The organism is Pseudomonas sp. NFX183 (genome assembly GCF_047943075.1).
Lineage (GTDB): Bacteria > Pseudomonadota > Gammaproteobacteria > Pseudomonadales > Pseudomonadaceae > Aquipseudomonas.
This window is the reverse complement of the sequence record NZ_CP181333.1, coordinates 450272-464293: the sequence shown is the minus strand read 5'-3', so window position 1 is coordinate 464293 and position 14022 is coordinate 450272. Positions and strand designations below refer to the sequence as shown.

General features: G+C 62.1%; 16 protein-coding genes. 7 read left to right on the top strand and 9 right to left on the bottom strand.

Annotation, left to right across the window (positions count from 1 at the left end; translation table 11 throughout):
- Positions 1-62: 62 nt before the first annotated feature.
- A complete protein-coding gene (locus ACM530_RS02280) occupies positions 63-209 on the top strand; it encodes a hypothetical protein (protein ID WP_164487912.1) in 147 nt (48 codons plus the stop codon).
- A 125-nt stretch (positions 210-334) separates the two neighbouring features.
- On the opposite strand, the gene ACM530_RS02275 is transcribed toward ACM530_RS02280, so the two are convergent.
- Together ACM530_RS02275 and ACM530_RS02270 are read right to left on the bottom strand one after the other, a co-directional pair.
- Complete coding sequence (locus ACM530_RS02275) at positions 335-727, bottom strand: VOC family protein (protein WP_145162941.1); 393 nt, start codon at positions 725-727, stop codon at positions 335-337.
- A 40-nt stretch (positions 728-767) separates the two neighbouring features.
- Positions 768-947 carry a hypothetical protein gene (locus ACM530_RS02270; RefSeq protein WP_106576985.1) on the bottom strand — a complete coding sequence of 60 codons (180 nt, stop codon included), beginning with the start codon at positions 945-947 and terminating at the stop codon, positions 768-770.
- Positions 948-1076: 129 nt separating this feature from the next.
- Between ACM530_RS02270 and ACM530_RS02265 the strand changes: the two genes are divergently transcribed.
- From ACM530_RS02265 to ACM530_RS02255, 3 genes are all read left to right on the top strand, one after another.
- Positions 1077-2012, top strand: coding sequence for a LysR substrate-binding domain-containing protein (locus ACM530_RS02265; RefSeq protein WP_106576984.1), 936 nt, complete (start codon positions 1077-1079; stop codon positions 2010-2012).
- A 26-nt stretch (positions 2013-2038) separates the two neighbouring features.
- Positions 2039-3226: a low temperature requirement protein A gene (locus ACM530_RS02260; protein ID WP_416364185.1), complete on the top strand. Its 1188-nt coding sequence runs from the start codon at positions 2039-2041 to the stop codon at positions 3224-3226.
- Between the two features lie 71 nt (positions 3227-3297).
- Positions 3298-3660, top strand: coding sequence for a 5-carboxymethyl-2-hydroxymuconate Delta-isomerase (locus ACM530_RS02255; protein ID WP_145162947.1), 363 nt, complete (start codon positions 3298-3300; stop codon positions 3658-3660).
- Between the two features lie 3 nt (positions 3661-3663).
- Here ACM530_RS02255 and ACM530_RS02250 read toward each other — a convergent pair whose 3' ends face one another.
- From ACM530_RS02250 to ACM530_RS02235, 4 genes are all read right to left on the bottom strand, one after another.
- Entirely contained in the window at positions 3664-4599 is a 936-nt protein-coding gene (locus tag ACM530_RS02250; protein WP_416364184.1) for a LysR family transcriptional regulator, read from the bottom strand.
- A 137-nt stretch (positions 4600-4736) separates the two neighbouring features.
- On the bottom strand, positions 4737-5924 hold the full coding sequence (locus ACM530_RS02245; RefSeq protein ID WP_369300666.1) for a cyanate transporter: 1188 nt from the start codon (positions 5922-5924) through the stop codon (positions 4737-4739).
- 219 nt (positions 5925-6143) lie between these two features.
- Positions 6144-7586 (bottom strand): aldehyde dehydrogenase family protein, encoded by a 1443-nt coding sequence (locus ACM530_RS02240; protein ID WP_416364183.1) that lies wholly within the window; start codon positions 7584-7586, stop codon positions 6144-6146.
- A complete protein-coding gene (locus ACM530_RS02235) occupies positions 7583-9208 on the bottom strand; it encodes a 5-guanidino-2-oxopentanoate decarboxylase (RefSeq protein WP_416364182.1) in 1626 nt (541 codons plus the stop codon). The genes ACM530_RS02240 and ACM530_RS02235 overlap by 4 nt, the downstream gene beginning before the upstream one ends.
- 110 nt (positions 9209-9318) lie before the next feature.
- Between ACM530_RS02235 and ACM530_RS02230 the strand changes: the two genes are divergently transcribed.
- Entirely contained in the window at positions 9319-10191 is an 873-nt protein-coding gene (locus tag ACM530_RS02230) for a LysR substrate-binding domain-containing protein (RefSeq protein WP_416364181.1), read from the top strand.
- A 121-nt stretch (positions 10192-10312) separates the two neighbouring features.
- Here ACM530_RS02230 and ACM530_RS02225 read toward each other — a convergent pair whose 3' ends face one another.
- On the bottom strand, positions 10313-10927 hold the full coding sequence (locus ACM530_RS02225; RefSeq protein ID WP_416364180.1) for an NAD(P)-dependent oxidoreductase: 615 nt from the start codon (positions 10925-10927) through the stop codon (positions 10313-10315).
- 33 nt (positions 10928-10960) lie between these two features.
- Positions 10961-11827 (bottom strand): MBL fold metallo-hydrolase, encoded by an 867-nt coding sequence (locus tag ACM530_RS02220; RefSeq protein ID WP_416364179.1) that lies wholly within the window; start codon positions 11825-11827, stop codon positions 10961-10963.
- 104 nt (positions 11828-11931) lie between these two features.
- On the opposite strand from ACM530_RS02220, the gene ACM530_RS02215 reads away from it, so the two are divergent.
- Positions 11932-12837, top strand: coding sequence for a LysR family transcriptional regulator (locus ACM530_RS02215; protein ID WP_416364178.1), 906 nt, complete (start codon positions 11932-11934; stop codon positions 12835-12837).
- A 99-nt stretch (positions 12838-12936) separates the two neighbouring features.
- Positions 12937-13113 carry a hypothetical protein gene (locus tag ACM530_RS02210; protein WP_164487913.1) on the top strand — a complete coding sequence of 59 codons (177 nt, stop codon included), beginning with the start codon at positions 12937-12939 and terminating at the stop codon, positions 13111-13113.
- On the opposite strand, the gene ACM530_RS02205 is transcribed toward ACM530_RS02210, so the two are convergent.
- Positions 13106-13990, bottom strand: a complete 885-nt coding sequence (locus tag ACM530_RS02205; RefSeq protein ID WP_145162965.1) for a helix-turn-helix domain-containing protein — start codon at positions 13988-13990, stop codon at positions 13106-13108. The two genes, ACM530_RS02210 and ACM530_RS02205, sit on opposite strands and share 8 nt — an antisense overlap.
- Between the last annotated feature and the right edge of the window lie 32 nt (positions 13991-14022).

The window sequence follows — 14022 nt, the reverse complement described above, 5'->3', positions numbered from 1 at the left end:
CAAAATCTCGCCACTGTTCTATGCTTGAAGCGGTGACCAATTCTTACGGGTGGGAGGTGGCAATGGCTGACAAACACGAGCACCGGGATGAGCACGCGCATGAGCAACCTCGGCGGCAGCCCGAAGAGGAAAAGCCGCAGACCTGGAAGCATCCGGACGATGGTACGGAGCTTTCCGAGCGAGATCAGGAGCGGCCGCTCAAGCCCTGATTGAATGAGCGAACGCAGTCTAAAGGTGGGAGCGGGCTTGCTCGCGAGGGCAATGTGTCAGTAACCAATGGGCTCACTGATTCACCGCCTTCGCCAACAAGCCCGCTCCTACATTGGCGCCACGATCAGCCTACGATCGGCGTACACAATTCCACCAGCGTGCCATCCGGGCAACGCACATACGACACCACCTGGCCCCAAGGCTTGGTGGCGGGTGGCGCCAGCTCTATCGCGCCGTGGGCCAGTGCTTTGGCATGGGCGACGAACACGTCTTCGGTCACAAACCCGACCTCCATCCCCAGCGGCCTTTTAGAGGCATGCGCCTGGACATGGCCACCGTCGAAATTCAATTCGCCCAACTCATGCGCTGCAAACGAGAGCGTGGTGTCGCCGGTTTCAAGCTCGCCGTAGGTGCCCGATTCATGCAGGAAACGGCGACTGAAGCCGAAGGCTTTCTCGAAAAACATCAGAGAGGCGGCAACGTCGGGTACATAGATGATGGTGTAGGCAAATTTCACGATCAGGCGGTCCTTGCTGAGAGTGGATGAATGCAACGGCTCATGAAAGCAGCACGGAGACGGGAACCCCCCACGCCAACACCACAAACGCGATCACGGTTGCCAGGCACAGGCCGACAAACACCCGCGTCAGCGTCCTCACCGTGGGGTTGGCGATCCCCTTGACTACCCAGAGACAAAACCCGGCCACCACAATGGCCAGGGCAATAATGAACAGCACGATGGTGTTCCTGCGGCCTTCAAGCGCTGATTTATAATCCCAAAGCCGCCGGATGAACAGTGTTCACATAGACGCAGCCCCGCGGGCTTTCTAAACTGCGGCTTGTCTTGGGGAAAGGGGCAGGTGCCGATGAATCGCAATGAATTACGCAAGGCCGACATCAACCTGATGGTGGTCTTCGAAGCACTGATGCTCGAGCGCAATGTCACGCGGGTGGCGGAGAAGCTGTTTCTCGGTCAGCCGACCATCAGTTCGGCCCTCAACCGTTTGCGCACCTTGTTCAATGACCCGCTGTTTATTCGCGTCGGCCACCGTATGGAACCCACCGCGCGCGCCGAGGAGATCATTCAGCACCTGTCGCCGGCCCTGGATTCACTGTCGTCGGCCCTGAGCCTGACCCACGATTTCGACCCCACCCAGAGCACCATGACCTTTCGCATCGGTTTGTCCGATGACGTCGAGTTCGGCCTGCTGCCGCCCTTGCTGCGGGCGTTGCGCCAGGAAGCGCCGTTGGTGGTGTTCGTGGTGCAGCACGTTGATTACTGGCGCATTCCTGATCTGCTGGCGTCCGGCGATATCACCGTCGGCATCACCCAGACCCGCGGCCTGCCGGCGAACGCCAAACGTAAACTGCTGCGGCATATACGCCCCTGCCTGTTGCGCGCCGACGCCTCGGATAAACCGCTGACCCTCGACGAATATTGCGCACGCCCTCATGTGCTGGTGTCCCACACCGCCAACGTGTCCGGGTTTGCCGATGAATGGCTGGCCGAAATTGGCCGCAAGCGCCATGTGGTGCTGTCGGTGCCGCAATACAGTGCGCTGCCGGCGCTGCTCGCCGGCACTGACATGATCGCCAGCTTGCCGGACTACACCGCCCAGGCCATGGCCGCTGGCGGCAACCTGTTTTGCGAGCCCTTTCCGTTCGAAACGCCGACGCTGGACTTGTCCATGGTCTGGCTCAGCCACGTCGACACCGACCCGGCGGAACGCTGGATGCGCTCGCGGCTGGAGGCGTTCATGAGCGAGCGCGACATGCTGCCGGTGCTGGCGACAAAATCTTGAGATAACCCACTTCAGGAGTGCCACCGATGATTCCATCCCGTTCCTTGCTGCGTGGGCGCGGCAGTCATGACAGTGGCAAAGTCGGCATGGTCGAGCTGTTTTTCGACTTGGTGTTTGTGTTCGCCGTGACCCAATTGTCCCATTCGCTGCTGGCTCACCTGACCCTGGGCGGGGCGGTGCAGGTGGCGCTGATGATGGTCGCGGTGTGGTGGGTGTGGATCTTCACGTCGTGGATCACCAACTGGCTCGATCCGGAAAAAATCCCGATCCGCCTCGGCCTGTTCGGCTTGATGGTGGCCGGTCTGCTGCTGTCTTCCTCGATTCCCAAGGCTTTTACCGACCGAGGTGTACTGTTTGCCGGCGCCTACGTGTTCATGCAGGTAGGACGCACGCTGTTTGCGTTGTGGGCAGTGCGCGGCGAGTCGCTGAACATGATTCGCAATTTTCAGCGAATCCTGGCGTGGATGCTGTGTTCCGGCGTGTTCTGGATCACCGGCAGCCTGCTCGACGGTCAACAACGTCTGGCCTTCTGGGCGCTGGCGCTGTTGATCGAACTGATATCGCCGTCGGTGTATTTCTGGGTACCGGGCCTGGGGCGTTCGACCCTGGCGGACTGGAACGTCGAAGGCAACCACATGGCCGAACGCTGCGGCCTGTTTGTGATCATTGCCCTTGGCGAATCATTGCTGGTGACCGGCGCCACCTTTGCCCAATTGCCCTGGAGCGTGGAAGGCCTGGGCGCATTCCTGGTGGCGGTGGTGGGCAGCATTGCGCTGTGGTGGATCTATTTCGACAGCGGCGCCGAGCGCGCCCATCACCGCATTGCCAGCTCTGCCGACCCGGGCCGCCAGGCGCGAGTTGCCTATACCTACCTGCACGTGTTGATTGTCGCCGGCATCATTGTCAGCGCGGTGGCCGACGAACTGGTGCTGGTGCATCCGGGCCACGCCAGCCAGGCCGGCGTGGTGGCGATCATCGCCGGCCCATGGTTGTTTCTAGTGGGCAGCGCGTTGTTCAAGTGGGTCATGAGTGACCGGTCATTGCCACCGCTGTCGCACCTCGGCGGGTTGCTGATGTTGCTGGTGGTGTTGCCGCTTGGGTTGCAGCAGGTGTTTTCGGCCTTGGTGCTGGGCGCGCTGACCACGGCGGTGCTGGTGATCGTAGCCGTTTGGGAAAACCGTGCGCTGCGCAGCCTGATCGAAGTTTCACACTGAAAGCGTTCTGATTCGGTTCGGCTGCGTGCTATATGTATCGCTCTTTTTCCTACAACTATTCGGAGCTTTTCATGCCGCATCTGCACCTGGAATACACCGCCAATCTGACCGGCCTGGCCGTCGAGAAAACCCTGTTGCGGCTCAACAATGTGCTGATGGCGTCCGGGCAGTTCGGTTCCGAGTTCGATATCAAAAGCCGCGCCGTCAAGGTTGAGACGTTTCAGGTCGGCACCTCACTCAACCCGCGCGGGTTTATTGCGCTGAAGCTGTCACTGCTCAGCGGGCGCTCGCCGCAGGTCAAGAAGCAGTTGTCGGAAAGCCTGTTGGCGGCGTTGCAGGACCAGGGCGAATGGCCGGCGGATATTCAAGTTCAACTCAGCGTCTTGCTGGTGGATATGGATCGCGATTCCTACAGCAAGGTCGCGATTGGCTGAGGGCTACAACAACCCCTGATCGGCGCACACCCTCACCACTTGCTCACGAAACCAGGTATTGGCGCTGTCCTGGCCGCTGGTTTCGTTCCACTGCATGTCCAGGGTGAACCCCGGCAGCCCGTTGGGCGCCTCGCAATGGCCAAACACGCTGGCGGGCGCCAAGAGCTTTTGCACGCGGCGCGGCAGGGTGACGATGAAGTCGGTGCCGGTGATCATCTTCAACGCGGCGCTGTAACTGTTGGCCCTGGCGACCACTTGGCGCTTGTGGGCCTGGCGGGCCAGCCAGCCGTCGATCATGTTGGTGTGGGAGGTCCAGGGCGTGGGGAACACGTGGCGCCGCTCGACGAAGGATTGCAGGCTGAACGCCGGCTCGCGCGGGGTCGCGCGTTTATCGAACACACACACCAAATCATCTTCCAGCAGCATCTGGGCCTTGAAGTCTTTGTGGGCGCGGTGAAAGTTCGGGCCGAAACAAATCACCAGGTCGAGGCGACCTTCGCGCAAGTCCTCGGCGGGAATCTCGGTTTCCAGCTTTTGCACATTGACGATCACAGGCAGGTCGGCGCGGTCGAAGTTCTTCAACAGGCGCGGCAGGATCAGTTGCTCAAAGTACTCCGGCGCGCACACATTGAAGGTCACGGCCTTCTGCGTCGGGTCGAAGGCCTGGCCACCGGCGTGGCACAGGTTGATGCTCTCGAGGATCTTCTGCACATGCCCGTACATGGTCGTGGCTTTGTACGTAGGCCGCATGCCTGCCCGCGTGTTGATAAACAGCTCATCCTCGAAACTGGTGCGCAGTTTCTTCAGGCTGTAACTCACAGTGGACTGGCTGACGAACAGCGTTTCAGACACCTCGGTAACGCTGCTCTGGTCGTAGACGGCGATGAACACCATCAAGTCCTGCATATCGAGCTTTCTGAGCAAATTACTGTTTAGCATCCGTTCCATCCGGTAAGCCTTGGCACTGAGGCAGCGCGCGACAAGGGCAAAAGCTTAACGGAACGGTCGTGCCAATAGAAAGCTCTGTAGGGCGTTTCTATGTTTGGTGTGGGACAAAAAATGTTGGCAATACGACGTCAGCGGATATGTCGTGCGTAATGCTTTGGATTGAACCGCGTGACGATCAGCAGCATCACCCCTATCACGGCGGTCAGTGACCACCAGGCCCATTCGAAGCTGCCGAGTTGGTCGCGGATCATCCCGGCAATAAGTGGCGACAGGCCAGCAATCAGGTAGCCGATGCCTTGCACGAACGCGGTCAGCCCACCAGCGCGGCGCGGGTTGTCCAAGTGGTCGAGGGACAGGATCAGGCTCATCGGAAACAGACCGCCAATGCCCAGGCCCAGCAGGCAAGGCCACAGTAGGCTCAGGGATTGAGGGCTGAGAATAAGGCCGCAGAAACCGCAGATGATCAGCACCAGCAACACCGCGACTACCCCGCGCTTATCCTGGCGGCGGTTGGCGATGGCCGGGGTGACCAGGCCGGACACGACTTCCATGGCGGTCAAGAACCCCAGCAGCAAGCCGGCATGTTGTTCGCTCCAGCCTTGCTCCACGTAGTAGGGCGCCAGCCACGCCAGCACACAGGTGTAGGAGGCGGTGCCCAGGCCAAAGAAGATCGCCAGCAACCAAGCACGACGATTGCCGAAAAACGATTCTTGCGCGCCGGCAGCGGCCTGGGGCAGTGGCGGCATTGCCGAACGCTGGGCGTACCAGAACACCAGCGCCAATAGCGCGAGCGCCGCCCAGATGGCCAGGCCGATACGCCAGCTGCCGGTCTGCATCTGCACGAGCGGCGCGAACGAAGCGGCCAGTGCCGCGCCCCCCATGATGGCGGTGACGTACAGGCCCATGAACAGCGAGACGTTGGCGCTGAAGCGTGTCTTGATCAGCGCCGGCATCAACGCCTGGATCATCGCGATACCGACGCCGGCAGCGATGGCGCTGACGATCAACCCTGGCGCCGAATCCAGAAACAGTCGCGACAGCGTGGCCAAGCCAATCACCAGCAGCGACAGCACAATGCTGCGGTGCTCGCCAACGCGTTTACCCAGGCCCATGCCAAAGAACATCGCCAGGCCCATGGCCATGACCGGCAGCATGGTCAGCAGGGCGGCGCTGCTGAAACTCAACGGCACATCGCCGCGAATCGATGACAACAGCGGACCGACGGCAGCCATCGACGGGCGCAGGTTCAGGGCGACCAGTACGACGCTGATCATCAGCCAGACGGCGGTGGTGGGCGTTGCGCGAACGTTTTCCATGGGCGGGCCTTGAAGAGACAAGGGCGAATCAGGCCACGCAGGGGGGAGGGGAGCAAATCAGAAAATCGTTGGGGCTATCTAAAAATTGCAGGTGACTGGCACACAGCGATTCAAAATGTGGGAGCGGGCTTGCTCGCGAATGCGGTGTGTCATTCGCAGATTCATTGCCTGATGCGCCGCTTTCGCGAGCAAGCCCGCTCCCACAAAGGATCCCAGTCGCTAGAGGGCGCGGATCACATGCTTGATCTCCTGAAACGCCGCCAAGCCCCAAGGCCCCAACTCGCGGCCGATGCTGCTCTGCTTGTAACCACCCCATGCCGTTTGCGGGAAGATCACCTGCGGGGCGTTGATCCACACAAGCCCGGCCTGCAAGGCATTGGCCACGCGTTCGGCGGTGTCGACATCGGCGCTCACCACACTGGCGACCAGGCCGAAATCGCTGTCATTGGCCAGGGCAATGGCTTCCTCGGCAGTGGTAAAACGTCGTACACACAGCACCGGGCCGAAGATCTCTTCGTTCCACAACGCGCTGTTCAACGGCACATCGGTAAACACGGTCGGGCGAATGAAATAGCCCTTTGCCAGTTCGGCCGGTCGTTCACCGCCGCACAGCAAACGCGCGCCGTCTGCGATGCCACGCTGAATATGCCCCAGCACCCGCTGATACTGCGCACGGTTGATCAACGCGCCCATTTCCACCTCATCGGCAAATGGGTCTGCCACGCGAATCCCTTCGGCCCGCGTCTGCAAACGCTGCAGGAACGCGTCCGCCAAGCTGTCAGCCACCAGCACGCGGCTGGTGGCCGAACACATCTGCCCGGCGTTGAAAAAACCACCACCACAGGCCAGCTCCACCGCCAGGTCGAGGTCGGCATCCGCGAGCACCAGCAACGAGGATTTACCACCCAGCTCAAGGCTTACACCCTTGATGGTTTCTGCCGCGCGTTGCATCACTTGCACGCCGACGGCGTTACTGCCGGTGAAGGACATCTTCGCCACGCGGCGGTCTGCGGCCAGCGGTGCGCCAACCGCCAGGCCCGTGCCGCAGACCAGGTTGAACACACCCGCCGGCAGCCCTGCCTGGGCAATAATCTTCGCCAGTTGCAACTCGGCCAACGGCGTGACTTCCGATGGCTTGAGCACCACGCAACATCCGGCCGCCAGGGCCGGGGCGAGTTTCCAGGCGGTGGTCACCATCGGGAAATTCCACGGCACAATCAGCCCGACCACACCACAGGGCTCACGGCGCAGGCGTGCGCTGAAGTCCTCGCCGGGCAGTGCCACCGGGCGGTCTTGCGCGGCGTCCATGTCGTCGCACATGCCGGCGTAGTAGTCGAAGGTGGCGATCACATCGTCCACATCAATGCCGGCCTCAAACAGCGGCTTGCCATTGTTGCTCGACTGCAACTGCATCAGCTGCTCGCGCTGGGCGCTCACGCCCTGGGCGATCTTGCGCAGCACGGCGGCGCGGTCACGGCCGGTGCTTTTCGACCAGTCGATGAACGCCGCGCTGGCCGCCTCCACCGCTTGGGCCACGGTGCTCGCATCGCCCACGCTGACGTGGGCCAGGGTGGCTTCGGTGGCGGGGTTAATCACCTCGATGACGTCATGGCCTGCACGCCATTCGCCCGCAATAAACACACCGTTCAATACTGCGCTCATACCGCGACCTCCTGCATCCACAGCCTCTGGTCGATTTCTATCAGCGTCGGCCCCTGGCGATCAGCGGCGGCGCGCAATGCCGTGCGCAGCTGCGCGATACCCTGAATGCTCTCGGCGGCGCAGCCCAAGGCTTTGGCCACACCGATAAAGTCCGGGGTGTAGATGTCCACACCAACCGGCTCGATGGCGCGGTTGAGCATGTACTTCTTGATCTCCTCGTAACCCTGGTTATTCCACAGCAGCACGATGACCGGCACGCGCGCCTCGACCGCGCTGGCCAGTTCCGGCAGGCTGAATTGCAGGCCGCCGTCGCCGATCAGGCACACCACCGGTTGCCCGTCGCCGCGTCCCAGCCAGGCGCCAATCGCTGCGGGCAGGGCGTAGCCCAAGGTGCCGTAGCCGGTGGAGGAATTGAACCAGCGGCGTGGGTGGTCGAGGTTCAGCGTCAGGTTGCCGCTGTACACCGGTTGGGTGGAGTCGCCCACCAGCACGGCGCCGGGCAGTTCCGCCAGCACGGTGTTGAGAAACAGGGTTTGCGCGCGGGTGGCGGCGTCCCAGGTGGGCGTCAACTCAGCCCACAGGCGCGCGACGCGTGGGCTGCCCCAGTCGGGGTCGCGCTCGCCCAATACCTGGCTGTCCAGCGCGGCCAACAACGCTTCGGCTGCGATCTGCGCATCGGCCACCAGTGCGACCTGAGGCGGGTAATTGCGCACGGTCTGGTCTGGGTCGATGTCGATGCGCAGCAGCGCGCCGGGAATCTCGAACCCCCCGGCGAAGGTCACGTCGTAATCGGTTTCCGCCAGTTCGGTGCCGATGGCCAGCACCACATCGGCTTCGGCGACCAGGGCGCGGGTGGCGACCAGCGTCTGGGTCGAGCCGATCAGCAACGGGTGCGCGGCCGGCAGCATGCCTTTGGCGTTGATGGTCAGGGCCACCGGTGCGCCAAGCCGTTCGGCCAGGCGGGTCAATTCGGTGGCCGCCTCGATGGCGCCGCCGCCGGCGAGGATCAGCGGGCGTTTTGCTGCCGCCAGCCACTGGCTCATCTGCTTCACCGCCGCCGGCGCGGCACCGGCGCGCGCCACGCTGACCGGCTCGCTGCCGAGCAGGGCATCGGCGTTTTCGACCAGCACATCCAGCGGAATCTCGATGTGCACCGGGCGCGGTCGCCCGGCCTGGAACAGCGCAAACGCGCGGGCCAGCACGCCAGGCAACTCCGCCGACGACATCAAGGTGTGCGAGAACGCCGCCACGCCCGCGATCATCGCGCTCTGGTTCGGCAGCTCATGCAGCTTGCCGCGCCCGCCACCCAATTGGCTGCGCGATTGCACACTGGAAATCACCAGCATCGGGATCGAGTCGGCATAGGCCTGGCCCATGGCGGTGGTGATGTTGGTCATGCCGGGGCCGGTGATGATGAAACACACACCAGGTTTACCGCGGGTGCGCGCATAGCCGTCGGCCATGAAGCCTGCGCCCTGTTCGTGGCGCGGGGTGACGTGACGGATGCTCGAGCGCGCCAGGCCACGGTACAACTCGACGGTGTGCACGCCGGGAATGCCGAACACCTGGTCTACGCCGTAGCGTTCCAGGAGGTTGACCAATACTTCGCCGCAGGTCGCCATACATGTCGCTCTTGTTGTTGATTCGAGGCGCTATTGGAGCGGCAGGCCGGTAGCGCCAACAATCGATAAAAAGTCATACTAGCCATGTCCCCACGTCATGGCTGCGCCCAATGAAACGCTTGCCACCGCTACCCGCGCTGCACACCTTCTGGGTCACGGCCCAGTGCTGCAACTTCACCCGCGCCGCCGAGCAACTGCACATCACCCAAGGTGCGGTGAGCCGGCAGATTGCCGGGCTCGAAAGCCATTTGGGCTATGCCTTGTTCCAGCGCCAGGCGCGGGGCTTGAGCCTGACCGAAGAGGGCCGCGAGTGGTCGCTGCGGGCGCAGCAGGTGTTTGGCTTGATCGGCGACGCGGTGGAGCAGATCGGCAGCCGCCGCCAGACCCTGCAACTCAAGGCCTCCACGTGTGTGATGCGCTGGCTGCTGCCGCGCCTGATGCAGTGGCAAAAGGAACGCCCGGACGTGCCGGTGGAACTCACCACCACCGTGGCCTACACCGTGGACTTTCGCCGCGAGCAATTCGACGCGGCGGTGATCTATGCGCCCATCGCCGAGCAGTCGGCGCAGGCGCGGCATTTGTTCGATGAACAACTCACCCCGGTCTGCGCGCCGGCGTTGCTCGCCAGCCTGCACACACCGGCTGATTTGCAGCGCCAGGTGCTGCTGCACCCCACGCGGGACGAGCGCGATTGGGCGTTGTGGCTGAAGGCTGCGAACACGCGCTTGAGCAACCTGGCCCAGGGGCATCATTTTGAAACGCTGGACCTGGCAATGACGGTGGCGTCCCAGGGCTCGGGAGTGGCGATTGGCGACAGTGCGTTGATTGGCGAGGATGTGAAAGCGGGGCGGCTGGCGACGCCGTTTGAACTGCGCGTGCCGACCGGGATGGGGTATTACCTGGTGTACCCGCCGGGCACTGAGCCTTCGGCCGGGCTTGAAGCGCTGATGGCGTGGCTGGTGAGCCAAGCCCAACCGTCGTAATACCGCAGACCCAAAAGTGGCAGCGGGCTTGTGTGGGAGCTGGCTTGCCTGCGATGCAGGCACCTCGGTGTGTCAGCCATACCGCGGTGATGCTATCGCAGGCAAGCCAGCTCCTACAGGGTCAGTAGCCTACGGTGAATCGTTGGCGCGAGTGCTTCGGCGACTCAACCTCGTCGATCAACGCAATCGCGTAGTCCGCAAAGCTGATCCAGCTACGCCCTTCAGCGCTCACCAGCAAGTCATCCTGGCCGACACGGAATTTGCCGGTGCGCTCAGTCTCAACGAACTCCGCCGACGGCGACAGGAAGGTCCAGTCCAGCTCTTTTTCCTGGCGCAACGCATCAAGAAATTCAGCGCCGGCGCTGGCCTCGGCCTTGTACTCCGCCGGGAAGCCAGGGCTGTCGATGACTCGGCTGCCATCCGGCAACAACAACGAACCTGCACCGCCGACCACCAGCAGGCGTTTCACCCCGGCGTTCTTCACCGGGCCGATCACCGCACTGGCCGGCAGTGTGGCGAAGTGCGCCGCACTGATCACCACGTCGTTGCCGCTGACCGCCTGTTGCAAGGCGTTGGCATCCAGGGCGTCGACCTGTTTGACGGTGACGCCCGGGCGTGCGGTCAGCGTACCGGTATTACGCGCAAGGGCGGTGACGGTATGCCCACGACGCAGCGCTTCTTCCAACAGTTGGCTACCGGCGCGGCCGGTGGCACCAATGATTGCGATCTTGCTCATGACGCTCTCCAGTACGTTAAGGTTTAAAACCATTCACCACTTCATTTCGCCCTTGGCGACTTTGGCACCGAGTTCCAGGCTGCTCTCATCTTCAAGTTTCGGGTAACGCTTTTTCATGGCCGCGATCAGCGCAGTGGAGTCCTTGGCCTTGGCGGTTTCCTCATCGAACGCTTTGATATAGCCCGCGGTGAATGCCACGGACTGCACAGTGGGTGTACCCAGGTAGTGACCCGGAATCACGGTGCGCGGTTTCAGGTCTTCGATACGTTGCAAGGTTGCCAGCCAGTCAGCGTGGGACTGGGCGGTTTGTGTATCGGCCATCCACACGTGGGTGTTCTCGAACACCACAACGCCGCCCACCACGGCCTTGATCGATGGAATCCACACGAACGTGCGGTCCGGCTGCGGGCCGTCCAGGCCGACCACTTCCAGCGTCTTGCCTTCCAGGGTCAGGCTATGGCCTTGGAGCACCTGCGGGATGATGGCTTTGGCCGGTTTGTCGGCACCCAGCTTAGGGCCCCAGAACGCGAGTTTCTGCTCGGCGGTGGCCTTGATATGGTCGACCACCGGCTGGGTGGCTACCACCTTGGCGGCGGGGAACGCCTTCGTCAGCACTTCAAGGCCGAAGTAGTAATCCGGGTCGCCGTCGCTGACATAGATGGTGGTCAGGCGCTTGCCGCTGGCGCGAATCTTTGTCACCAGTTGCTCGGCTTGGGCATTGCCGAATTGCGCGTTCACGAGGATGACGTCGTGCTCGCCGCTGACCAGTACCGAACTGACGGGCATCATCGCCGAGGTACCAGGGTTATAAGCATCCAGCGTCAGATCGGCTGCCGCGGCATGGGCGGCGAATGCCAGGGCGGCCATGGCCGTGGCCAATCGTTTAAGCGTCGAGATCATGTGCAGCTCCAGCAGCAGGTTAGTGATGCACAGAGCTTAGTTGCACTAAACGTCACAAAAAATGCCATGCTTGAACATAGTTTGTTTCTGAAAGCGTGCAAATCATGGATCGTCTTCAAGCAATGCGGGTGTTTGTCACGGTCGTTGACCTGGGTAGCCAGTCGGCGGCGGCGGATCAGCTGGACCTGTCGCGGCCGGTCGTTTCACGTTATCTGGCAGAGCTTGAGGATTGGATGGGCGCGCGGCTGATGCATCGCACCACGCGCAAGCTCAGCCTCACCGCGGCGGGTAGCGAAATGCTGCCCCGAGCGCAGCAGTTGCTGGAGTTGTGCAGCGACATGCAGGCCGCCGTCAGCGAGCCGGACGAAGCGCCGCGCGGCCAGCTACGGCTGAGTGTCAGCAGCTCATTCGGCCAGGCGCAATTGGCGGACGCCGTGGCCGAGTTCGTCAAGCGCAACCCGTTGGTCAGTATCGATCTGCAGATGCTCGACCGTACGGTGAACCTGGTGGATGAGCGTATCGACCTGGCGATTCGCACCAGTTTTGAGCTGGACCCCAACCTGATCGCTCGCAAGCTGACCCTCTGCCGCTCGGTCATTTGCGCGTCCCCGGCCTACCTGCTGGAGCACCCGCGTCCGCAGCACGTGCACGACCTGGCGAAGCACAACTGCCTGACGCACACTTACTTCGGCAAAAGCCTGTGGCACTTCACCGAAAACGCTGAACCGGTGTCGGTGGCGGTGCAGGGCAATATCAGCGCTAACGAAGCGACCGCCCTGTTACGGGTGACATTGGCGGGGGCAGGGGTGGCGCGGCTCCCCAGTTATCAGGCGGGGGATTACATCCGCAGCGGCGAACTGATCCGTTTGCTGCCCGAGGCAGAGCCCCAGCAAATGAATGTCTACGCGGTGTACGCCTCGCGCAAGCACATGCCGTTGGCGCTGCGCAGCCTGCTGGATTTTCTGGTGCTGCGCTTTCCTGAGGAACCGGTGTGGGATGTCGGCCTTTGAATCCGACATAAAGATCTTGAATGGCGTCCAATAATGGCAACTCTTGCTGGCTGACCTATGCTTTAAACAGCACCGAGTCGATCAGTTCAGAGGTGTGCCATGACTCTAAAAATCAGAAAGTACCTGATGATTTTCATCCTGTGCGCCCTGGCTACCGCGCTGTACGGCACTGCCGCGTACCGGGTTGAACAGACCCGCATGCAGCCGACCTTTGCGGTCAGTTGCCATCAGGACATGTGCCTGCCGCGTACCGGCAGTTTCAGCGCGCTCAGGTAGGCTGTTCGGCCTTCAACTGCTCGCGGAACGCTTTGGGCGAGAACCCGACCCGGCGACGAAACAGTCGCGAGAAGTTGGTCGGGTCGGAAAACCCCAGCACCTCCGACATCTCATTGATGGTCATGCTGGTGTAGGTCAGCAGGCGCTTGGCTTCCAGCAACTGGCGGTCATGCATGATCTGCAGCGCAGGTTGCCCACCCAATTCCCGACACGTGCCGTTCAGGTGTGAAACCGAGATGCCCAGCTTGTGCGCCAGGTCTTCGATCTTGGGGTGCTCGCGGTAATGCTGTTCGACCAGTTGGGTAAACCGCCGGAAATATTCACGCCCTCGCGGTGCGCGCGCGTGGCGGCGCTGGATCGCCTGGCGGCTGATCCACACCAGCAGCACGCTGACCAAGGCGTGCATCATCATGTCGCGCGCCGGTTGCTCATCGGCGTATTCGTCCTGCAGGCGCGCAAACAGGCTGTTGAGGTAGTCGCTGTCCTTGCCCGCCGGGTAGTTGCCCAGGGCTTGCAAGCCGTCCACCGTCGAGCCCAGCTGCGTCTGCAAATGGCTGACCAGCGGCGCTGACAGCGTGACGATGAACCCTTCGACATCTTCGGCAAACCGAAACCCATGCACACACAAGGGCGGCAGCACCTGCAAGGTCGCCTCGTCGAGCGTGGTGCGCTGGCCTTCGATTTCCAGTTGCGCCTGGCCTTTATGCACGTACAGCAACTGGCACAGGTCCGCGTGCCGGTGGGGCTGGATTTCCCACTGGTATTCCCGACTGCGCCGGGAAATGGTTTCACAGTGCAACAAATCGGGCGTCGGCCATTGCTGGCTTTCCCCGTAAAGCTTGAAGACCGGAATCGCGGTACTGGCAGTTTTGGTCATGGTTTCAATCCGATACTCAGGATAGTGGTTCG